The following is a 21,838-nucleotide window of genomic DNA, read 5'->3' on the forward strand; positions in this document are numbered from 1 at the left end:
TCTATCAAAAAATTAATGACATAATAAAAAACTATTCAGAATTTTAAAATCTAAATTTAAATAGATTTCATCATTATTATTGCATTTTCATTATTCCCATAATAATTTTTTCTTATAGAAATTTCTTCAAATCCAATTTTTTTATAAAGTTTTAGTGCTTTTTCATTATTTTCATTAACTTCCAGCAAAAATTTATCTCCTGAAAAATGTATATTTTTAATTCTTTTATTTTCATTATCCTTAATCAAATTTTTCATACTTTCAATTAACAATTTTTCACCAAAACCTTGTCCTTGATATTCTTTTTTTATTGCTATCTCAAAAATATCTATGCTCTCTATTGTACCATAAAATGCGACATATCCCAACATATTTTTTTCAAATTTTTCATTTTTACCAAAATCTGTTTTTTCTTTTTGACTTTTTTCAAAAATTTTATTTTTATCTTCTTTTTTTAATTTTTCTATAAAAATATTTTCTCTCATAAAATTAAATAAGCAGTATATCTCATACTGCTCACTTAACATCATTTCAGAAAAATATTTATCTTCAACTTTATTTTTAAAGTTCTCATTATGAATTTTAACCAATTCATCGACAATATTTTTCATTTTATTCTCCATCTTTTCTTTAACTTTATCAAACTCTTCTTTAATTATTAAAAACAAATACACTTATAAATGTAAATGCTCTTAAATTATAATAGCCCAATTCTAGTCAACGGCCACCATCTTACAAGCAACTCACCCTTAATTCTTGGCTCTGCTACAAGTCCAAAGTATCTTGTGTCGTGACTATTTGCAGTGTTATCTCCCATAGCCATGTAATAATTAGTATCAAGTGTTATGGTTTCTCCATTTAACAACTTCTTAAACAATTCATCATTATACTTAAAGTCCATAATTGGCATAACCATTTCATCTCTACCTTCAACTTTTAAAGTAAACGTATAGTATTTATTAGTTAGTACATCATCAGGACTAGCTTTATACACATCATTGCTTCCTATTATATCTTTGAAATTCTTATCTGTCTTTACTAAATCCAAAAACTCTTTTCCACTTAATTTTTTGTAACCTTTTCCATCATAGTAACTCTTCCAGTCGATTTCTCCAACAAGGCCACCTTTTTCTACTTCAAAAAATTTCTTATCAATTGCAATAATTTTATCTAATTTTACTTTATCACCTTTTTTAGGAATATAAATTTTATTATTCATAAGAATTCCTTCTGGCAAATATAATTTTTGAGGTGTTATTCTTTTTAAAATTTCTGATTCCTGTCCATTTATTATCATTGCTCCACCAACTTCTTGAACTTGATGATCCTGTAACTCTTTTTCATATCTTGCTTCTTCAAGTTTGTCATGTTTTTCATCGCCAGTATATTCAATTTTTGGTTCGTTATCAAGATTTGCAATTTTAAACTCTGTTATCGTCATTTTCCCTTTTGCAATTTGTAAAGTATCCCCAGCTGCTCCAACTATTCTTTTTGTAAACATCAATTTATTTTCCATCGGCTCTTTAAAGGCAATTATCTGTCCAACTTTAGGGCGTGAAAAATGATATTTAACCATATTTGTAAAAACTCTATCTTGAATCCTAATTGTAGGTTCCATTGAACCTGTAGGAATTACATAATTTCCTATATAAAACATTTGTATCAGTCCCACTAAAATAATCGCAACTAGAGCATTATCAATTCTTGAAAGTGCTTTCCCAAATGTACTTCTTTTTCTTTTTTCTCTTTTAATTCTCTCTTCTACTGTAATATTTTCCTTTGGAAACATTTTTTTAAAAATTTCTTCTGTGCTCTCATTCTTTACTTTTGCTTCAGTCAATATCTTTTCCATTTTTTTATTTCCATACACAGCTTCCTTTAAAATCATTTGTTCATCAATTTTTTCTTTTGGTAAATCTTTAAACAAATAAATAAGAATCAATGAAATTACAACATTTATTCCCAAATAAATATGAAAATTTATATCCATAATATTAAACATCAATCTGCTCAAAAACAACATTATAAGATTAAGCAAAAAAATCCATTCATGCTCTCTTCTTAGAACATAAACTATTAAATTTATGATAAACACTCCATAAATTCCCCAAACTTTTATAAAAATATCAGAATCTGGTGTTTTATCAACAATCACAAAAAATACTGATGTAATAATTAATGCAACTATTGTCAATATATTCCCTGCAACAAAACTTCCATTGCTTCTCTCAAGTGAAATTTTCTGCAATATTTCATCTTCTTTAGTTCTTATCCAATGTATAACCTGTTTTTCCTTAAAAAAGAAAAATAACAGAAATAACGTTGCAATAAGATAAAATACTCCCCACAATAACATATTCATAATTTTTCCTCTCCTAAATTTATAATTTTTAAATTTTTTAGTTTTTATAAAAAATAAAAAGCTAGCATTTTGCTAGCCTTGAAGCTACTTTCTAATTTCTTTAATTCTAGCAGCTTTTCCTGATAAGTTTCTCAAGTAGTATAATTTAGATCTTCTTACTTTACCAATTCTCTTAACTTCGATTTTTTCTACTAATGGAGAATTTAAAGGAATGATTCTTTCTACACCGATTCCTGAAGATACTTTTCTAACTGTGAAGTTTTTAGCAACACTTCCACCAGAAACTCTAATAACTACACCTTCAAAAACCTGTATTCTTTCTTTGTTTCCCTCTTTTACTTTGTAGTGAACTGCAACTGTATCCCCTGCTTTAAATTGAGGTACATCAGCCTTTAAGTAATTTTTTTCTACTAATTCGATTAATTTCTCTTTCAAGAAATTCACTCCCTTCTTTCTAAGACATTCTTTCTATCTATACCAATCTCACCGATTCAAAAACTTTTCTTGCTTATAAATCCTTTACAAAACTGGTAGCAACAATAAAAGCGGAATATCCTTTTATTCAATAACTTATTAAGTTTATCACATTTTCCATTAATTTTCAATACAATTACAAAAAATTTTTCAACTTTTTTAAAATTTTTAAAATCATATTCTTTTTTCCTATAAATACTTTTTTTAATCTAAATATTTCAAACTCAAAAATTATAACTCTCAAATTACTACATTTATTCAATATTTAATTATAAATTTCAAGCTATAGGTTATCGGATTGATTTAGTGTTATTTAATATAACCTTTATCCCTGTATTCAAAATATTCTTTTGGTATTTCATCCTTAAAAAGATTCATAACAAAATCATATAATTCTTTTTCTGTTCCTTCTAAATCTTCGCTGACTTTATGCACTACTCCATTTCCAGTTATTATCGTCACCATATCTTTTGGACTATTTATAGAATAATCAAAACCATCTTTCAATTTTTCATGTTCATGGTAATGTTTGTATAATAAATCTGTTAAGTTTTTCGTTTTAAAAAATACTTTGGTCTCCAACGTGTTATCAGGATTTATAAAATACAGTTCAAGTTTCACCACTTCCATTATACTTTCTTTAACATATCCTACTGATGATACTTTCCCAAAAAGGAATCTTTTTTTATTTTTTAGCTTTAGTGGTATATTAGAATAAAGAGTATCCAAAAAATTTGCATCTGTCAAACTATCGAAGGTTATATCTTTTAAAATAGAAAAATTTTGTCCACGATTGTCTATTATTCGATAATCAACTTTTTCTAAAGTCTTAAAATACATCAAAAATAAATATTTCGTTTGTTTAGCAGAACGTAATGAATATTCTAATAGTCCAGTATTATACCAGAGTTCATCATATGGGGGCTTTTTAAAATCTATATTTCTTTTATTTAAAAACTTTAATACATTTGGATCATTTTCATCTATGTCCTTTATTTCTTCTGTAGAAGAATAGCCTATATTTACAGAAAAGAATATTAATAATATTACTAATTTAATTAATTTAAAATTCATTTTGATATGCACCTCTCAATCTTAATTTATACTCTATTCTCAGCATATTTTCTGTGATATCGCCATCCAAATTATACTTTCCTTTACCATCTAAACTTGGTCCTGTGCTTTTTTTAGCCTCATCTTCAGTTTTTCCACCTATACCAACTGTCCTGTACTCTTCTACCCAGCCTAACTTTCCTAAGCCTTCAAAAGGAGCCTCTTTTAAATTACCTTCTTTAGTTTTCATTAACCATGTATCCTTTTTAATAATATTTCCATATCCTAATTCATAATGCTTTCCTGTTAGCGGAAGTTTTTTTATCATTTCTAATTTTTTAAATTATTTCAATTTTTCAACCCACTCAGCTTCCTTAAATCCAACCAGCACAAAATTCTTCCCTACCAAAAGTGGTCTTTTTAATACCATTCCATTGCTTGCAAGTAATTCAAACTGTTCATCTTCTGACATATCTGCCAATTTTTCCTTTAAGTTTAGCTCTTTGTAAACATTCCCGCTTGTATTAAAGAATCTTTTTAACGGCAATCCACTTTCTTTATAATATTTCTTAATGTCTTCCTTCGACGGTGTTTCTTCCACAATGTGCTTATATTCGTAATCAATCCCATTTTCCTCCAGCCATTTCACAGCCTTTTTACAAGTTGTGCATCTTGGGTAGCAATATACTTTGTTCATTTTTTTACTTCCTTTCGTAATTTATTAAAATTTAAATTAATTAACAGATTAATATTTTTTTCCAATATTTCCTTTATACTTTTTTTACTTTTTATAAATTAAAAATTCTCACAATTCAATATCACTCTCATAATACAAAACTTGATTCATATTTCCTTGAAAAAATTCAATCTTTTCCCTAATTTCCTCAGATACAAACGGCATTTTTATATCTGACAGAGTTTCTTTTAAAGTTTGTGTTAACTCCACTATCTGCACTTTATATTTATCCAGTTTCAAATCATTTGCCATTGATTTTATACAATCTTCAAGAGTTCCAATTTCATCAACTAAATTGATATTTTTGGCCTCACTTCCAATCCACACTCTCCCCTGTGCAATTTTTTCAAGTTCCTCATCATTCATTCCTCTGGCTACCATTACATGTTCCTTAAACTCGCCATAAACTTCATTCATATTATGGATTAATTTCTCTTTTGAATCTTCTCCTAGTTTTTCAAACGGATTCAGCATATCAAAGCCAGCACCTTTTCCAAATCCTTCCAAATTAACGTCTAACTTTTTCATTGTTCCTGCAACTTCAGGATACATCATAACAACACCGATTGAGCCTGTCAAAGTAAAGTTATTCGCAAATAATTTTTTTCCAGTTGTAGCAATGTAATAACCACCGCTTGCACAGACATCTCCCATTGAAACATATATTGGCACAGTCAATTTTTTTAATTTCTTATATATTTTTTCAGAAACTAAAGCACTCCCGCCAGGCGAATTTATTCTTAACACCAACCCTTTCAAATTCTTTATTTCTTTTAATTCCTCAAGTTTTTCACAAACATTATCATAGGTAATATTTTTGTTAGGATTTTTCACATCAATAATACCCTCAAGATTTATAACAGCAATCGTATCTTTTGATTTTTCTTTTTTTTCTTTCAACATTCCTATGTAATCTTCAATCGAAACAGTATCTTCCTTGTAATTTATCCCAATTTCATCATAATCAGCAACACCGTCAATCAATTTATATTCCAAAGCCTTTTTCGACCCAGTAAATATAAGATTCCCACTCAATATATCATTTTCAATATCTGTTCCTCTTTTACTTTTTACCAGTTCCACAAAATCTTTAAAAACTTTATCTTTTATATTTTTAATTGATTCTTTTTTTTCTTCTGACATTTGGTTATGGCTATATTTTTCTCCAGCCACCTTATAATCACCAATATGAAGCACATTCATCTTTATCCCAAACTTTTCCAGAAACGACTTCAAATAAAATTCCTTATGAAAATATCCTCTAAAAATAAGAGTTGACTGCCTTGTGTCAAACATATAAATCTTATCCGCAAGTAAAGCCTGTCTATATCGACCTTCCTCAAAAAGCGTTCCTATTGCCACTACTTCCTTATTTTTCCTAATCTTGTCAAAAATTTTAGAAATCTCTTCCAGCTGTGAAAGTGTCAAATTTAACTTATCTACATCAACAATCACTTTTTTTATATTCTTATCTTCCGCAAGATTATTTAACCCTTGCAATATTTGATAATACGATAATTTCTCTTTCCCCTTTAATGCTGGCATAGCCACATCTTCCTTCAATTTTTTAACATCAAATACAACAGTTTTTATCTTTTTTAAAGACAATTTCTTCTTATTTTTTACTCTAAGAATCTTCTTCACAAGAATTAAATTTAAAATTACACACAAAATAAGCATTATTACTATTTCTAACAACATTTTCAAAATAAACATCATCTCAACTCCCTTTTTTACTTTTAAACTATTTCACTAATAATCCCAATCCAAATACAATACAACATCCTATTAACAATAACAATTCTTTCATATTGAAAATTAATGTCAAAAAAATATACATCAATATTAAACTCCCCAAAATATAAAATACATTTTTCATCCTAATTTCAAAATCATACATTACTCCAAGTACGAAAAACACTATTAATGGCAAAATTAAAGTTATTGAAAAAAATATTACCAATTCAAAAAAATGAAGCAAAAATACTAATATCGGACTAGCACTATTAATTTCTATTATTACTTTTCTTGTATATAAAGCTATCGGATACAATATTAATTGTGAAATAAAAAACGGAAACAACGACATCCAATCTGGAAATTTTATTTTTTTGTTTTTATTCAATTTATTACTCCTATCAAAAATTTTATCTCATGACACTATATTCAGATTAATAATTTTTTATTTATACTAATTCTAATTTAAATAATGAATCTAATATAAATTTTTCATTAAGGTATTCATTCCCATATAATTAAAATCTAAATTTAAAAAGTTGACGGAGCTTTTATTTGTTCAACTACGACTGTCTGACGACTGAAAGGAGGAGTTTCGTAGTTGGGCGAATAAAAGTCGTAGTCTAGCCATAGGTGCAGGATTTGCGGCAATGAGCAATCCTGCAAAAATAAAGAAAAAATTACAGTTCAATTAACAACTTCTTCAATTCATTCATTTTATCCCTCAACTTAATAGCTTCTTCAAAATTAAGCTCCTCAGCCAGTTTTTTAATCTGCTTATCAAGTTTCTTGATTTCCTTTTCAACATCTTTTTCGCTCTTATACTGTTTAATTGCTTTGTTTGCTTCATTTTCTTTTTCAATTTCATAGTCTACGATTGACTCTGCAATTTCTCTTACGATTGATTTTGGATTAATGTTGTTTTCCAAATTGTATTTTTCCTGAACTTCACGCCGTCTGTTCACTTCGTCAATGGCTTCCTGCATAGAGCCTGTTATTCTGTCGGCATATAGGATAACATGTCCTTCCACATTTCTTGCGGCACGTCCCATTGTCTGAATTAAAGATCTTCTGGAACGCAAATATCCTTCCTTGTCTGCTTCCAAAATTGCCACTAATGAAACTTCTGGAATATCCAGCCCTTCCCGCAGCAAGTTTATTCCAACTAGAACATCAAATTCACCTTTTCTCAAGCCTCTTATTATCTCTGTTCTTTCTAGCGTGTCAATGTCAGAGTGCATATATTTTACTTTTATTCCGTATTCCAAATAGTAATCTGTCAGTTCTTCTGCCATTTTTTTTGTCAAGGTTGTAACTAAAATTCGTTCTTTTCTTGCTGTTCTTGTTTTTATTTCATCCATCAAGTCGTCAATTTGATTTTTTGTTTCACGAATGTCGATACTTGGCTCTACAATTCCTGTTGGACGGACAAGCTGCTCTACAACTTCACCATTTGAATGTTCCAGCTCGTAATCGCTTGGAGTGGCTGAAATATATACAACTTGCGGAATTTTTCCAAAGAATTCCTCAAATTTTAACGGACGGTTGTCGTAAGCACTTGGAAGCCTAAATCCATTGTCAATTAAAGCCTTCTTTCTTGCTCTATCTCCCTTATACATTCCATTTATCTGCGGAACTGAAATGTGCGACTCATCCAAAAATACGACCAAATCCTCAGGAAAATAGTCAATCAACGTATCAGGCGCTTCTCCTTCACTCTTTCCTGTCAAATATCTAGAATAGTTTTCCACACCTTTACAATAACCAATTTCCTCAATCATTTCCAAATCATACTTTGTTCTTTGCTCAATTCTCTGTGCTTCCAGCAGTTTTCCTTCTTTTTGGAAAAAATGCACTCTTTCTTCCATTTCCTTTTTTATTGACTCAAACATCACTTTTGTATCTTCATTTGTCAAATAGTGAGTCGCAGGCATTATTGTGATTCTTTTTATATTTCTAATCTTCTGTCCAGTAAGCGTATTAATTTCTGAAATGCTTTCCAAATCATCTCCAAAAAATTCAAAACGGTATCCTGTATCTTGATAAGATGGATGTAAATCAAGAATATCACCTTTCACACGGAATTTTCCACGCTCAAAGGCAATGTCATTTCTCTCATATCTAAGTGAAATCAGCCTTTTTATAAGCTCATTTCTTTCAAATCCTGTTTCCACATCAATCGGAATCGATCTCTTTTTATATGCCTCTGGCGACCCCAATCCATAAATTGCCGAAACCGAAGCCACAATAATGACATCTCTTCTGTTCAAAAGTGCCGCTGTCGCCGCATGCCGCAATTTATCAATCTCATCATTAATTGAAGAGTCCTTTTCAATATACGTATCAGTTTGCATAATATACGCTTCAGGCTGGTAATAATCATAATAAGACACAAAATACTCAACAGCATTTTCAGGAAAAAACTGTTTGTATTCATTATAAAGCTGTGCTGCAAGCGTCTTATTCGGTGCCATTATCAAAGCTGGACGATTTATTTTTTCAATGACATTCGCAACTGTAAATGTCTTTCCCGACCCCGTAACCCCAAGCAAAATCTGATCTGTAATCCCATCTTCCAAGTTTTCCACAATTTTTTGAATAGCCTGCGGCTGATCCCCAGTAGGCTTAAATTTTGAATGTATCTTAAAATCCATCTCTATTTTCCTCTTTCTTTTTTTCAAAATTCTCTTTTATTAATTGTTTCCAAAATTTAAACTCATATTTCTACTTTCTCTATAGATATGTATTTTCAAGCAAATTTTTTATAAAAATTAAAAGAAATTATTATTAACCAAATAGAATCTAAAATAACTGTTATTTTATTTTATATCCCATTTCATCAAGAAATTTCTTATTCTTTCTCCATTTCTTCTTAACTTTTACCCACAATTTCAAATTAACCTTTAAATCAATCAGATGCTCAATCTCACGTCTAGCCTCTGTCCCAATTTTCTTAAGCATAGCCCCATCTTTTCCAATAATAATTCCTTTTTGGCTATCTCTTTCAACATAAATATTTATATCATATTTTCTAATTGTAGGCTTTGTTTCCACATTAATAATTTCCACAGCTACACTATGCGGAATTTCATCTTTTGTATGATGTAAAATTTTTTCTCTGACTGTTTCTACAACAATCTTATTTACTGGTAAATCTGTATAGTAATCTTCTGGATAAAACCATACATCATTTGATAAATATTTTTCAGCAACTTCAAATATCTTATGAATTCCAATTGCATATTCCGCTGTAAGAGTTATTATTTCATCAAACTCTCCCAATTTTTCACGAATTTCCTTTTTCTTCTCCTCAATTTCCTCATCCGACATTTTATCAATTTTGTTAATAACAAGTACAATTGGTGTCTTTACACTTCGCACATTTTCATTAACAAACATATCCCCAGTTGAAATTTCCTGTGTCCCATCCAGCATAAACATTATCAAATCCACATTTTCAAGAGCTTCTAATGCTACATTAGTCATGTGTTCCCCAAGCAAATGTTTAGGTTTATGAATCCCTGGCGTATCAACAAATATAAACTGATTTTCTCCAATATTTACAATACCTTTTATCTGATCCCTAGTCGTCCCAGCCTTGTCTGACACAATCGCAACTTTTTCTTTCACAAGCTTATTCATAAGCGTAGACTTCCCAACATTCGGACGCCCAACAATTGTTATAAATCCTGACTTCATTCTTTCTCCAATTCTATTTTTTTAATTTAATTATGATAATAAATTTATTTAACAATTTCAATTCTCAAATATTTAAATTAATCATTTTTCATACTATTTCAACTAATATTTCTTATTAGCATAACTATTTATAATTAAATCAAGACGTCTTGATTTTTTGGAAATAAAATCGACTGTTTGAGCGAAGTTATACGTACCGAGTTTCGATTTTGTTTTCAAAAAATGCTTAGACAAGCTGGGATTAGTGCGTAGCACTTTCGCCAAAATCTTCAGATGTTATAATTTGAAGAAATTGAAATAACTAATATTGCGAAATAAAAGGGGATAGCGATTGTTCCCCTTTGCTCTAAAACAAAGAAAAAAACATAAAAGTTATCAAATAAATATTTATTAGCCAAAAAAATTGAAATTCAAATAAATATTATCTAGTTGTATATTTAAGAAAAAAACTTATAAATTAAGTTATTAAAAAATCTATTTTTTATATTTTTTTAACAAATTCCGATTTTAGTTTCATTGCACCAAAACCATCTATTTTACAATCAATGTTATGAATCCCATCATCAATTAATCTTATATTTTTAACTTTTGTTCCTCTCTTCAAGTCTGACGATGCACCTTTTACTTTCAAATCCTTAATAATTGTAACACTGTCCCCATCCTGCAAAATATTTCCGTTTGAATCTTTCACAACGTTTTCATCACTGCTTTCTTCCCCATTTTCAGCCCATTCATAAAAGCATTCTGGACAAACTAGCATATTTCCATCCTCATAAACATATTCTGATCCACATTTTGGACAATTTGGTAAACTCATATTCTATCTTCCTTTCAAATTTTATTATTTTTTTATCATATCATTATACCACGAAACAGGAACTTATAAAATATGTTTATTATCATAATTTTCATTTATACTGCTAATAACGTTCTTAAATTCATTTCTATAATTATTTTATTGTTTCAGTATTAAAAGAACTTGAATACATATCAATTTTTGCAGTAAACAAGGGCATTACAAAAAATGTTATAAAAAATAACATTCCATAATATGCAAAAACCGTCCATAATGGTGCTTTTCCATTAATATTAAGCTGTAAAAGCGGAATTTTGCTTCCAGCGTAAATGAACCCTTCAAAAGCCTTAAAAATAACTTCTGTAATAAAAACTACTATTCCATTAAATAAAGATAATTTAAAAATATTTAGAAGTACAGCCAAAAATAAACATTGTATAACAACTGTTCCAATCGGTATTCCCACAATGTTTAATAAAAATGAAAATAATGGCAATTTTTCAAAATAATACAAAAATAAAGGAATGCTCGTAATTTGTATTGTTAAACTTAAAAATATCAAATCTACAGTATTTCTCAATACTTCGTTTTTTATTTTATCCAAAATTTTTTCCTGATAAATTTTCTTAAATTCAGGATTTACAAATATTATTGCCACAACTGCCGCATACGAAAGCTGCATTGAAATATCAAAAAGTGAATACGGATTTAGCACAATTATAACAATAAACGACACCAAAAGAGATTTTTTACTGTCTTCCTGTTCAAAAAGAACTCTTGCCAAAATCATCATCGCTCCCATAATATAGGCACGTAAAATTCCTGGAGAAAATCCGATTAATGCACAATAGAAAGTAAGTGCTGCAAGCGCCATCAGATATTTAAACCTATATCCTAGCGACAGCCCATCCAAAATTTTCACAATCCCAATCACAACCAGACTTATATGAGTTCCAGAAATTACAATTAAATGAGCCAGTCCTGTATACTTAAACTTATCCTTCATATCCTTAGAAACCTCCGCCTTTTCTCCCAAAACTGCAGCACGTGAAAAAGCATACAAATTTTCTTCAGTTATAAACAAATTATCAAAAATCTCCAAAATATATTTACGGACTCTATTTAATCGTGATTCTTTATATCCTAACACTTTCCCTTCAATCTTAATATTGCCATTTTTATTTACAACTTTCCTAATTTTGTACCGCATAAGGTAAAATCCATATTCAAGCCCCTTCTTATTCTCTATGCTCGCCTGACTTTTCAAATATTTGTTATTAACCTTCAAGACACTTCCACGATTTCCATCAATCTTCACATAAAGCGTTTTTTCTCCAGAAAGTTCCCCCTTAAAAGTAACAAAATTCAGATAAAACACAAACAAAAAAATCCCTGCCAAAATTAAAATTCCAAATTGCCAAGTTCTTTTCACTTCTTCAATTCCTATTTCTATATTAAAAAACCTTACTAAATTTTGTTTCCTGCGTGAAAGTTCAGATTTTATATACTTTTTTCTAGCTTCTTTTTCTCTGAATTTCTGCATTTCCAAAATATATTTGTCAAATTCCTTATTTTCAAATTTATTTACGTTTTCTTGAGTTTGACTATTGTCATTATTTTTACTCACTTTTATATTTCCATAATTTTTTATATTTTCATTTTTATTAGATTTTTTCACGATTTTACGAAATTTTATATTCTCAAAATCTATTTTTTTATTTCTTTCCTCAATTATCTCATTATTTTCAAAATTTCCCCCATTTTTCATCTAAATTTCCTCCTCCCATAAGTTAGCTTTTGAATAGTCATCCGAAAGATTAATTGGCTTTTTAGCCCTGTAAATACTTATAATCGGATATTTCGCCGCATTTATTGTGTTTGTGGAAATTCTATAATAAATTTTTTCTCCCTTTTTATCCAGCAAATAAACGGAAAATCCTTTTTCAAAATTCCCTTCATTTGTGGTACGTCTTCTAAAATCAGCATTTTTATTAGAATTATTTGTCATATAAGATAAGTTTTTGGAAATCTCCATTTTATCTATAATATCCTTTTTCCCATTTTTTTCATCCAAAAAATAGGCCCTCTTTTCAGATATTTTAAAATCCAGCACATATTCCTTCCTGTTGTGCTGTGCATACTGTTGAATTTTTCTAATAAACTGGCTAATATTCCTCTTCTGAATTGCGAACTCCTGATTCTGCCTCTGTTTCTGTAAATTCACAGAAACCACCATAAACAAAATCGCCATAATTGAAATATATAATAAAACCTCAATGAGTGTAAATCCATTGTTATTCCCCTTTATTCTCATTTTCTCCCCCTTTAAAAAACTATTTTTATGTAAATTTTAATTTTAAATTAATATTATTATACATCATTTTCTGAAAAAATCAAATGTTTTTTAATAAATTAATTTTATATCCTTAATATATCTTCAGTAATAATATTTTACTAAATTTCTTAGACTTTCGAAAAAAATATTTGCTGTTAGAGTTATGGAGCAATGAAGAGAAATAAATTTATAAGTACTTTGATTATTTAAATGGGGGTTAGTATTAGTATAAAAAGTCAGTATTTCTACTGACTTTACAAGTAAACTTATTTTATTTAAACTTCCTAAAAGAATTATACTTCTCTCTTAAATTTAACTTCCATTTCCTTCCCCAAAAACGCCATTCCAACTTTCAGAATATTGTTAATTCCAGCATTTTTAAGTACTGAAGCATACTCTTTTTCTTCAATTTGCTGTAATGCAACTTCACATTCCTTTTCCAGTTTTTCTTTAATTTCATTTTTATTCAAATTATTTCCAAAATCAACAATTTTGAGTTCCAGAATGATTCCTTCTTTTCTTTTTTCAAGATTTTTAGGCTTTAATCATGACAAACGCATGAAAAAAATCTAAAAAAAGGTATAATATTACTGAGATATTTTATGAAAGAAGCTGGTAAAAATGTCGGAAAATAACCAAAATCTAAAAGAATTGTTAATATATATTACTCAAATAGAGGACAAGCGACAGACTTCAAAAATAAAACACAAGTTAAGTGACATTGTTATGATTACTCTTTTTGCTATGCTTGCGAATGTTGAATATTGGGAAGAGATTGAGGAATTTGGGAAACTATATCTTAAAGCATTAAAAAGATACTTGGAGCTGCCAAATAGAGTTCCTTCGCATGATGCTATTCAAAGAGTCATGGCTACAATAGAGCCTGAAGTTACAGAAGTTCTTTTGACAAAATGGATGGAGTTAAAAATTTCCGGGGAATATAAAAAAATAAGAAAAATATTGAATATTGATGGGAAATTTTTAAACGGAATGAAGAATAAAAACAACAGCCCGTTAGACATAGTATCTGCGTATTCCAAAGAAGATGGAATCTGCTATTCACAAGTGGCGCTTGAAGGAAAAGGGAATGATATAGAAGCGATATTACGTCTGCTTGATAAAATCTCAGTAAAGGAATGTATAGTTACAATAGATGCGATAGGAACCCAGAAAGAAATCATAAAAAAGCTAGGAAAGAAGAAGGGTTATTTCTGTCTCCAGGTAAAAGGGAACCAGAAGACTTTAAAAGAAGATATAGAAGATTACTTTGCTGACAAGGGATTCAGAAAAAAATTAAAGGAAGAAGGAATGGAAGGAAGTAAAAGGGATAGGTGCATCATTTTAACAACAGAAGAAAATGGAAAAAAGCAGGAACAGAAAAGGTATTACATAACAAATACAGCAGGGGGAGTGGAAGAATTTGTAAGAGCGGTAAGAGGACATTGGGCAATAGAAAGTTATCATTGGATACTGGATATGACATTCAGAGAAGATGCAAATAAGACATTAAACAAAAATGCGGCAAGAAACTTAAATATTCTAAGGAAATTAGCAATCTCAATACTGGAAGAACTGCCGTTCAGAAAGAAATTTAGCAGAAGGATAAAGAGATATATCATATCATTAGATGTAAGAAGATATTTAAAATTATTTTTTGATATATAGAAATGCTGTTGTTAAAAAAATGGATAAATATAAAGAAATAGTTTAAAATATTCATGCGTTTGTCGTGGGCTTTAATAACACATCATATCTGCCTTTCCCTGCAAAATTATTTGAAGTTATTTCGTATTCTCGTTTTAGCATTAAAACTAATCCAAGCATTAATCAGTGATAAAACTGCTCCTTGTAAATCCCGCTCACATCAAATATTCCAACATTTTCAAGCAAAATTTTCCTTAATTCCAATTTAAATTTGTCAATATCTCCAATTCTCAAAGCATTTATCATACTTAAAAACAAATTATAGTTTTCAAAATACACATCAATAAACATTTTTGAAAACATTTTTAATATTTCCTCATTTGGAATTTTTAAATATGCGTCTTCATCATCTTCATCGTATTTTTGTGCTAGAGTTAAATATCCGCTGTGAAAAAATAAATTCCATATATTTTCCGAAAAGTTTGCTTCCAAATTTTCAAAAGTCATATTCTCATTGATTATTTTTAAAATACTTTTTTTGTTTAAAAGCCTTGAAAAATCATCAAATATTTCATCGCTTAACTTTTTCAAATACAGCTTTATAAGCTCATTTCCACTTGTGTTTACCCAATATGTCTTTAACTTCCCATCAGCTAAAAAGTTAATAATTGACCAAGGGTTATAAACTCTCACATCTCCAAATAAATATCCATTATACCATTTTTGGATATCTGCCAAATCGTATTCAAAATCAAAATCCTTCAACGCCTTTTCCACTTCAGACTCAGTAATTCCAAAATATTCAGTAAATTTATCATTTAGTATAGTATTCACCTTCAAATTATTCAGCCCTGAAAAGATATTTTCTTTTGCAACACGCAATATTCCCGTTATGACCCCCATTTCGAGATATTCATTATCTTTTAAAACTATCCCATAAAAACTTTTGAAAAAGTCTATCGCTTCTTCATAATATCCCTTTATATAGGCATCTATTATCGGCTGATCATATTCATCTATTAGAATTATTACTTTTTTCCCATAATATTCGTACAAACGTTTCGACAAATAAAATAAAGAAGATTTCCAATTTGCTGAGTCCAAGCCTCTTCTCACAGAATTAAATTCTTCAATTTCAATTTCATCCATTTTTTCAGTCAAGAATTTACAATCTGTATATAAATTTCTGATTATTTCTTTAACTCTTTTAAACCCATTTTCCCAATTTTTTTCGCCATAAGTTCTAAATGAAATGGAAATTACGGGATAATTCCCCTGTTTTTCAAAATATCTACTTTCAGAAATATCCAGATTTTCAAACAATTTTTTATTTTCATCTTTTTTCTCGATATCAAAAAAATATTTTAACATCGATATATTAAGCGTTTTCCCAAACCTTCTTGGACGAGTGAATAAATTAACCTTAAACCCGTCTTCCAAAAGATTTTCAATAAATTTTGTCTTATCAAAATAATAATAATTTTTTTTAATTATTTCTTTAAAATCTGATATTCCTATTGGTAATTTTTTTTTCATCATAGATTGTAAAATATATTGCGACAAACTAAAAAAATATAAAAACTCATGATAATTTCGTGTTAAAATGTTAGTAACGACAAAAACATTAACGAAAGGAAATATATCATGAGCCATAAATATTTTACCATAAATGAAAGAAATAAACTAGAGGTTCTGCTAAAGGAAAATTACAAAATTTCTAAAATTGCCAAAATCCTTAACAGGCACAGGGCTACCATTTACCGTGAAATCAAAAGAATTAATGGCGAATACTCTTCTGAGAATGCTCAAGAAAATGCCAATACAAAATCTGCTAATAAAGGAAGAAACTCAAAAATTACTGCTGAATTGAAAAATCTGATAGAGGACAGACTCTGTAAAACCTGGTCTCCTGAACAAATTGCTGGCAGGGAATTAAAGGGGAGACTGTCATTTAAAACTATCTATAACTGGTTGTACAGTAATTTTCTAGATGTTTCCCTGAATGTCTTGAGAAGAAAGGGAAGGAAAGCGAAAACTAAGGAGATGAGAGGAAAATTCAATATTGGGAAGACAATTGGCGATAGACCTGAAGAAGTCAAGAAAAAAGAAGTTTTTGGGCATTGGGAGCTAGACTCGGTAGTTTCATCAAGAGGGGAAAGCAAAGCCTGCTTTGCAACATTTGTGGAATTGAAGACAAGGTTTTATGTGGCAATAAAGATGAAAAATAGAAGTAAAAATTCAGTGTTAGAAGCAATAAAACGGCTGACAGCCAGTATTCCACAAGGAGCATTCAAGACTTTCACATCAGACAGGGGGAAGGAATTTTCATGCTGGGAAGAAGTGGAGAAGCTGGGAATAGAATTCTATTTTGCAGATCCTTACTGCTCATGGGAGAGAGGATGCAACGAAAACAGCAACGGTCTTCTAAGAGAATTTTACCCAAAGAAGACCGACATATCAAAAATAGATACAGAAGACTTGATAAGAACTTTAATGCTGATAAATTCGAGACCAAGAAAATGTTTAAACTATGCAACGCCATTTGAAAAATTTTTACACGAAATTAGTTTTTAAAAAAATTTGGTAAAATGTCGCAATTAATATTGCAATTTATGTCATATTATTTTTCATTAAAAATCCTTCCCCCCTCTTTTATAAAATTTTATTTCACAAAATTTTTTAATCATATTTTTCATTACAATATTTCTAAATACTCCGTCAGGGAAGTTGCTTTACGCCCCAGAACTTTTTTAATATCATTTGAAATACCCGATTGTTCATTTTGGGCAATTGCAGTATAAGTTGAAACCCACGAGTCGTATTCCCATTGTTTAGCTTTCCAGATTTTACGTGATTCATAAGCCTCTTCTACCGTTTCATCAATATACTTAATTTCTTTCCCAAAATATTTACTTACAATTTTTACAATTTCCTCCATTGTGAATTCTTCAGGTCCTGTCATATTCAAAGTCTGATTTTCCCATTTTTCTGGATTTTCCAAAATTTTAGCAGCCACTTCTGACACATCCGAACGCACCACAGCCGAAACTTTACCATTTCCAGCAGGCCCTTTTATTTCTCCATATTCTCTACATAGATTTACAAAGAAATCCGCATAAAAATTATCTCTCAAAAATGTATATTTAAATCCATTTTCTTTAATGTATTCCTCAGTTGCATAATGATCTCTTCCCAATGTAAATATTGAATTTTTTGAAGCATTGTAAAACGAAAGATAAATAATGTGCGAAACTCCTGATATTTTAGCCGCATCAATAAAATCCTTATGTTGCTGAACACGATTAGGATTTTCTGAACCAGACACCATAAAAAGTACCTCAATTCCTTCCAATGATTTTATAGTATCCTCTGATTTATCATAATTTGATTTAAAAACATCAGAAAATCCAATTTTTTCAGCTTTTTCCTTATTTCTAGCCAAATTTCTCACTTTTATTCCATTTTCTTTACATAATCTTGAAACCATGCCACCTAAATTTCCTGTTACTCCAGTTACTGCGATTTTAGCCATTTTATTTTCCCCTACTTTTTTTATTTCAGATATACTTTTTCAATTTTTCTTTAAAATCTTCTCTATTAATCTTATTTTCTACAAATTCAACAACTAAATCTTCCATATCCCTAATATATTCCGTTATTTTTTCATCATACCCATTTTCTATCAAAAAATATGCCCCAACAGCAATAGAAGTCCTTTTATTTCCATCATTAAAAAAATGATTTTTTGATATGCTAAAAATTATATATGTTAACTTATCTAAAAATTCAGGATAATATAAATCATTTTGTACAAAATCACATACTTTTTCTATTCCTGATTTATCCTTATATCCTTCTAAACCACCTGATAACTCTAAAACTTTATTATGTATTTTTAAAATGTCACAAACTTCAAAATATTTAATCATTATTTATCACGCATTCTAATAAAAACATCTTTATTTTCTTCCATTTTATTAAATAAAATATCCATTGAATTCTTTTCAATTTTGTTTTCTTCAACAAATTTAGCCATCAATTGAACTAATACATCACTTTCACTTTTTCCAGTTTTTTTTACAGCTTTTTTAAATTCATTAATTATTTTATTATTTTCTATTTCTGCAATATATGTCATCGTAATCACCCCTAATTTAATTTTTCTTTTTAAAAATTCCTCTCCCTTTATTAAACTTTATCCCTTTACAACAATATTAACTAGCTTATTAGGCACAACAATTACCTTGACAACTTCTTTTCCATCAACAAATTTTTGAACTTTTTCTGAAGAAAATGCTAATTTTTCAGCATCACCTTTTGAAATTCCAATTTGTGCAGGCAACATATCTCTAACTTTTCCATTTACTTGTAAAACCAAGTTAAAGTTGTTTTCCACAGTTAATTTTTCAACGAATGTTGGCCATTCTTGCTCAAAAGTAAGAGTTGTATTTCCTAAATCACTCCATAATTCATCCGCCACGTGCGGTGCAAAAGGTGCAATTAATAAAATCACTTTTTCAAGAACTTCATGCCATACTTTTTTACTTTCTGATGAAATATCATTTTTATCAATTACATTTTGCTTGTAAGTTGTCATATCGTTTAGAAGTTCCATTATTGCGGCTATTGCTGTGTTAAAGTGGAAATCGTCCTCTATGCTGTCTGTAACTTTTTTCACTGTCTGATGTAATTTTTTCTGAATTTCCTTGTCTTTTTCACTTCTTGCATCTAGATTAATTCCATAATTGTTTTCCTTTGAGGCATTTTTATCAGCAAAATCAGCTGTTGATGAAATTAACAGATAAAGTCTGTTTATGAATCTGTAAGCCCCTGCAAGTCCGTTCATATTCCATTCCAGCTCTTTTTCAGGCGGCGCGGCAAACAATGTGAACACTCTTGAAGAGTCAGCTCCGTATTCCTTCACGATTTCTTCAGGATCTACTCCGTTATTTTTAGATTTACTCATTTTTTCAACTTTTGTTGTCAATTCTTCTCCAGTTTCCTTAGAAACAGGCTTTCCATCCTTCATTTCCACTTCTCTTGGGAACAAGTATCTTCTTTCATTTTGAGAATAGTAAGAAGGCCCTAAAACCATTCCTTGTGTCAATAAACGCTTAAATGGCTCATTTGTGTCAACGTATCCTAAATCTCTTAGTGATTTGTGGAAAAATCTTGCATAAAGCAAGTGCATTACTGCATGCTCAATTCCACCGATATATTGATGAACTGGGGTCCAGTTATCTGCATCTTCCTTTTTAAACGGCTCTTTATCATTGTGAGAATCCAAATATCTCAAGTAATACCATGAAGAATCAACGAAAGTATCCATTGTGTCAGTTTCTCTTCTACCTTTTTTCCCATTTGGCAAAATCACATTTTTAAATTCCTCGGAAGTTTCAAGTGGATTTCCCTTTCCGTTAAACTCAATATCTGTAGGCAATTTTACAGGCAAGTTTGCTTCTTCTTCCAAATAAATATTTCCATCTTCATCATAAATCACAGGAATTGGAGTTCCCCAGTATCTTTGTCTGCTGATTAACCAGTCATGAAGCCTATAATTTATAGTTGCCTTACCTTTTCCTAATTTTTCCAGTTTTTCTACAATCTTGATTTTTCCATCTTCATTTGAAATTCCATCAAATTCTCCAGAATTAGTCATAATTCCATTTCCAGTAAAAATATTTTCAAATGTTTCTTCAAGCGTCAATTCATGGACATTCTCATCTTTATCCACAGGATTTACCACAATTTTAATTGGCAAGTCATATTTTTTCGCAAAAGCCAAGTCTCTTGCGTCATGGGCAGGCACAGCCATAACCGCTCCAGTCCCATAATCTATTAATACATAGTTTCCAATCCATAAAGGTACTTTTACATTATTTATTGGATTTATAACATAAAGTCCTGTAAACACACCCTCTTTTTCCTTATCTTCAGCAGTACGGCTAATTTTATCCTCATTAATCATAGCCTCAACTTTTTCCCTAATTTCAGGATTTTGCTTCAAAATAACTTCTTCTACTAACGGATGTTCAGGTGCCAAAGTCAAGTAAGTCGCCCCAAATAGCGTGTCCGCTCTCGTAGTAAACACAGTTATTACAACTTCACCTTTTTCATTTTTTATAATATTCTCATTATTCCCTTTATAATCAAAGTCCAAAATAAAGTCTACTTCCGCTCCTGTTGATTTTCCAATCCAGTTTTTCTGCATAGCAAGCACTTGCTCAGGCCAATGACCTCTAAGTTCTTCATGTCCTTGCAGTAATTCTTCTGCATATTCTGTAATTTTGAAATACCATTGTGAAAGTTCCTTTTGAATTACATCTGTTTTACCGTGTCGCCAGCATTTTCCGCCTTCAACCTGCTCATTTGCAAGTACGGTATTACAGTCTGGACACCAGTTTACATAAGATTTTTTCTTATAAACAAGACCTTTTTTATACATCTCAATAAAAAATTTCTGATTCCATTTATAGTATTCTGGAGTATAAGTACTAAGTTCTCTATCCCAGTCATAAGAAAGTCCCATAAGCTTCATCTGTCTTCTCATATTGTCAATATTAGCCTTTGTCCATTTCCCAGGATGTGCCCCGTTGTCAATTGCGGCATTTTCCGCAGGTAATCCAAAACTGTCCCACCCAAATGGATGCAACACGTTAAACCCCTTCATCTTCTTATATCTAGCAATCGCATCTCCAATCGCATAATTTCTCAAATGCCCAACATGAAGCTTTCCAGATGGATACGCAAACATCTCAAGTACATAATAATTCTCTTTACCATCAACTTTATTTTCTGATTTAAAAACATCTCCTTCAAACCATTTATCTTGCCATTTTTTCTCAATTTCCGACGGTTTGTATTCCTTTATCATTGTTTTCCTCCAATTTTTTTAGTATTTAATTTTATAATTTTATTTTTTAGATCTAGCTTACAATATCTATTATTTTATCATATTTAATAGATTTTTCAAAAGGTAATTTGATTAAGAAAATTTTATTT

19 protein-coding genes and 2 pseudogenes are annotated in these 21,838 nt (G+C 29.8%); 2 read left to right on the forward strand and 19 right to left on the reverse strand.

Going from position 1 to position 21,838, the window contains the following annotated elements; translation table 11 throughout:
* Positions 1-56: 56 nt before the first annotated feature.
* From AB8B23_RS08515 to AB8B23_RS08580, 14 genes and pseudogenes are all read right to left on the reverse strand, one after another.
* Positions 57-611, reverse strand: a complete 555-nt coding sequence (locus AB8B23_RS08515) for a GNAT family N-acetyltransferase (protein WP_369712387.1) — start codon at positions 609-611, stop codon at positions 57-59.
* A gap of 86 nt (positions 612-697) precedes the next feature.
* Positions 698-2,362 (reverse strand): signal peptidase I, encoded by a 1,665-nt coding sequence (lepB, locus tag AB8B23_RS08520; RefSeq protein WP_369712388.1) that lies wholly within the window; start codon positions 2,360-2,362, stop codon positions 698-700.
* A gap of 84 nt (positions 2,363-2,446) precedes the next feature.
* The gene (rplS, locus tag AB8B23_RS08525; RefSeq protein ID WP_021768283.1) at positions 2,447-2,797 is read right to left on the reverse strand and encodes a 50S ribosomal protein L19; all 351 of its coding nucleotides are present in this window, start codon (positions 2,795-2,797) and stop codon (positions 2,447-2,449) included.
* A 348-nt stretch (positions 2,798-3,145) separates the two neighbouring features.
* Positions 3,146-3,910, reverse strand: a complete 765-nt coding sequence (locus AB8B23_RS08530) for a hypothetical protein (RefSeq protein WP_369712389.1) — start codon at positions 3,908-3,910, stop codon at positions 3,146-3,148.
* Entirely contained in the window at positions 3,900-4,217 is a 318-nt protein-coding gene (locus AB8B23_RS08535) for a hypothetical protein (protein ID WP_369712390.1), read from the reverse strand. Before AB8B23_RS08535 ends, AB8B23_RS08530 begins: the two co-directional genes overlap by 11 nt.
* Before the next feature lie 15 nt (positions 4,218-4,232).
* Positions 4,233-4,586 carry an arsenate reductase family protein gene (locus AB8B23_RS08540; protein WP_369712391.1) on the reverse strand — a complete coding sequence of 118 codons (354 nt, stop codon included), beginning with the start codon at positions 4,584-4,586 and terminating at the stop codon, positions 4,233-4,235.
* A gap of 108 nt (positions 4,587-4,694) precedes the next feature.
* Positions 4,695-6,341, reverse strand: coding sequence for a signal peptide peptidase SppA (gene sppA, locus AB8B23_RS08545; RefSeq protein ID WP_369713926.1), 1,647 nt, complete (start codon positions 6,339-6,341; stop codon positions 4,695-4,697).
* Positions 6,342-6,369: 28 nt separating this feature from the next.
* Positions 6,370-6,750: a hypothetical protein gene (locus AB8B23_RS08550; protein ID WP_369712392.1), complete on the reverse strand. Its 381-nt coding sequence runs from the start codon at positions 6,748-6,750 to the stop codon at positions 6,370-6,372.
* A gap of 292 nt (positions 6,751-7,042) precedes the next feature.
* Positions 7,043-9,016: an excinuclease ABC subunit UvrB gene (gene uvrB / locus AB8B23_RS08555; RefSeq protein WP_369712393.1), complete on the reverse strand. Its 1,974-nt coding sequence runs from the start codon at positions 9,014-9,016 to the stop codon at positions 7,043-7,045.
* A 160-nt stretch (positions 9,017-9,176) separates the two neighbouring features.
* Complete coding sequence (era, locus tag AB8B23_RS08560) at positions 9,177-10,061, reverse strand: GTPase Era (RefSeq protein WP_369712394.1); 885 nt, start codon at positions 10,059-10,061, stop codon at positions 9,177-9,179.
* A gap of 481 nt (positions 10,062-10,542) precedes the next feature.
* The gene (locus AB8B23_RS08565) at positions 10,543-10,878 is read right to left on the reverse strand and encodes a zinc ribbon domain-containing protein YjdM (protein ID WP_021744002.1); all 336 of its coding nucleotides are present in this window, start codon (positions 10,876-10,878) and stop codon (positions 10,543-10,545) included.
* A 133-nt stretch (positions 10,879-11,011) separates the two neighbouring features.
* On the reverse strand, positions 11,012-12,625 hold the full coding sequence (locus AB8B23_RS08570) for a ComEC/Rec2 family competence protein (protein ID WP_369712395.1): 1,614 nt from the start codon (positions 12,623-12,625) through the stop codon (positions 11,012-11,014).
* On the reverse strand, positions 12,626-13,171 hold the full coding sequence (locus AB8B23_RS08575) for a type II secretion system protein (protein ID WP_369712396.1): 546 nt from the start codon (positions 13,169-13,171) through the stop codon (positions 12,626-12,628).
* A 314-nt stretch (positions 13,172-13,485) separates the two neighbouring features.
* A pseudogene (locus AB8B23_RS08580) lies at positions 13,486-13,737 on the reverse strand (PD-(D/E)XK nuclease domain-containing protein); the annotation flags it as partial.
* Positions 13,738-13,813: 76 nt separating this feature from the next.
* Between AB8B23_RS08580 and AB8B23_RS08585 the strand changes: the two are divergent.
* Positions 13,814-14,857: an ISAs1 family transposase gene (locus AB8B23_RS08585; RefSeq protein WP_369712397.1), complete on the forward strand. Its 1,044-nt coding sequence runs from the start codon at positions 13,814-13,816 to the stop codon at positions 14,855-14,857.
* A gap of 66 nt (positions 14,858-14,923) precedes the next feature.
* Here the strand turns inward: AB8B23_RS08585 and AB8B23_RS08590 are convergent.
* A pseudogene (locus AB8B23_RS08590) lies at positions 14,924-16,372 on the reverse strand (AAA family ATPase); the annotation flags it as partial.
* A 108-nt stretch (positions 16,373-16,480) separates the two neighbouring features.
* Between AB8B23_RS08590 and AB8B23_RS08595 the strand changes: the two are divergent.
* On the forward strand, positions 16,481-17,410 hold the full coding sequence (locus tag AB8B23_RS08595; protein ID WP_369712398.1) for an IS30 family transposase: 930 nt from the start codon (positions 16,481-16,483) through the stop codon (positions 17,408-17,410).
* Positions 17,411-17,531: 121 nt separating this feature from the next.
* On the opposite strand, the gene AB8B23_RS08600 is transcribed toward AB8B23_RS08595, so the two are convergent.
* The 4 genes from AB8B23_RS08600 to leuS are packed head-to-tail and all read right to left on the reverse strand — an operon-like array spanning position 17,532 to position 21,710.
* Positions 17,532-18,368: an SDR family oxidoreductase gene (locus AB8B23_RS08600; RefSeq protein WP_369712399.1), complete on the reverse strand. Its 837-nt coding sequence runs from the start codon at positions 18,366-18,368 to the stop codon at positions 17,532-17,534.
* A gap of 25 nt (positions 18,369-18,393) precedes the next feature.
* A complete protein-coding gene (locus AB8B23_RS08605; RefSeq protein WP_369712400.1) occupies positions 18,394-18,765 on the reverse strand; it encodes a type II toxin-antitoxin system death-on-curing family toxin in 372 nt (123 codons plus the stop codon).
* Positions 18,765-18,974 (reverse strand): hypothetical protein, encoded by a 210-nt coding sequence (locus AB8B23_RS08610; protein ID WP_006805829.1) that lies wholly within the window; start codon positions 18,972-18,974, stop codon positions 18,765-18,767. The genes AB8B23_RS08605 and AB8B23_RS08610 overlap by 1 nt, the downstream gene beginning before the upstream one ends.
* A 57-nt stretch (positions 18,975-19,031) precedes the next feature.
* Positions 19,032-21,710, reverse strand: a complete 2,679-nt coding sequence (gene leuS, locus AB8B23_RS08615) for a leucine--tRNA ligase (protein ID WP_369712401.1) — start codon at positions 21,708-21,710, stop codon at positions 19,032-19,034.
* Positions 21,711-21,838: the final 128 nt, after the last annotated feature.

Origin of the sequence: Leptotrichia sp. HSP-342, assembly GCF_041199995.1 — a bacterium.
In the GTDB taxonomy this organism is placed as follows: Bacteria; Fusobacteriota; Fusobacteriia; order Fusobacteriales; family Leptotrichiaceae; genus Leptotrichia; species Leptotrichia mesophila.

What these genes read in the sequence shown, in the direction of transcription:
- uvrB (WP_369712393.1), bottom strand. Translation starts at nt 9,016, where the DNA reads ATGGATTTTAAGATACATTCAAAATTTAAGCCTACTGGGGATCAGCCG.
- AB8B23_RS08595 (WP_369712398.1), top strand. Translation starts at nt 16,481, where the DNA reads ATGAGCCATAAATATTTTACCATAAATGAAAGAAATAAACTAGAGGTT.
- AB8B23_RS08530 (WP_369712389.1), bottom strand. Translation starts at nt 3,910, where the DNA reads ATGAATTTTAAATTAATTAAATTAGTAATATTATTAATATTCTTTTCT.
- AB8B23_RS08515 (WP_369712387.1), bottom strand. Translation starts at nt 611, where the DNA reads ATGAAAAATATTGTCGATGAATTGGTTAAAATTCATAATGAGAACTTT.
- sppA (WP_369713926.1), bottom strand. Translation starts at nt 6,341, where the DNA reads ATGTTTATTTTGAAAATGTTGTTAGAAATAGTAATAATGCTTATTTTG.
- era (WP_369712394.1), bottom strand. Translation starts at nt 10,061, where the DNA reads ATGAAGTCAGGATTTATAACAATTGTTGGGCGTCCGAATGTTGGGAAG.
- AB8B23_RS08570 (WP_369712395.1), bottom strand. Translation starts at nt 12,625, where the DNA reads ATGAAAAATGGGGGAAATTTTGAAAATAATGAGATAATTGAGGAAAGA.
- AB8B23_RS08575 (WP_369712396.1), bottom strand. Translation starts at nt 13,171, where the DNA reads ATGAGAATAAAGGGGAATAACAATGGATTTACACTCATTGAGGTTTTA.
- leuS (WP_369712401.1), bottom strand. Translation starts at nt 21,710, where the DNA reads ATGATAAAGGAATACAAACCGTCGGAAATTGAGAAAAAATGGCAAGAT.
- AB8B23_RS08540 (WP_369712391.1), bottom strand. Translation starts at nt 4,586, where the DNA reads ATGAACAAAGTATATTGCTACCCAAGATGCACAACTTGTAAAAAGGCT.
- AB8B23_RS08535 (WP_369712390.1), bottom strand. Translation starts at nt 4,217, where the DNA reads ATGATAAAAAAACTTCCGCTAACAGGAAAGCATTATGAATTAGGATAT.
- AB8B23_RS08585 (WP_369712397.1), top strand. Translation starts at nt 13,814, where the DNA reads ATGTCGGAAAATAACCAAAATCTAAAAGAATTGTTAATATATATTACT.
- AB8B23_RS08565 (WP_021744002.1), bottom strand. Translation starts at nt 10,878, where the DNA reads ATGAGTTTACCAAATTGTCCAAAATGTGGATCAGAATATGTTTATGAG.
- AB8B23_RS08605 (WP_369712400.1), bottom strand. Translation starts at nt 18,765, where the DNA reads ATGATTAAATATTTTGAAGTTTGTGACATTTTAAAAATACATAATAAA.
- AB8B23_RS08600 (WP_369712399.1), bottom strand. Translation starts at nt 18,368, where the DNA reads ATGGCTAAAATCGCAGTAACTGGAGTAACAGGAAATTTAGGTGGCATG.
- lepB (WP_369712388.1), bottom strand. Translation starts at nt 2,362, where the DNA reads ATGAATATGTTATTGTGGGGAGTATTTTATCTTATTGCAACGTTATTT.
- AB8B23_RS08610 (WP_006805829.1), bottom strand. Translation starts at nt 18,974, where the DNA reads ATGACATATATTGCAGAAATAGAAAATAATAAAATAATTAATGAATTT.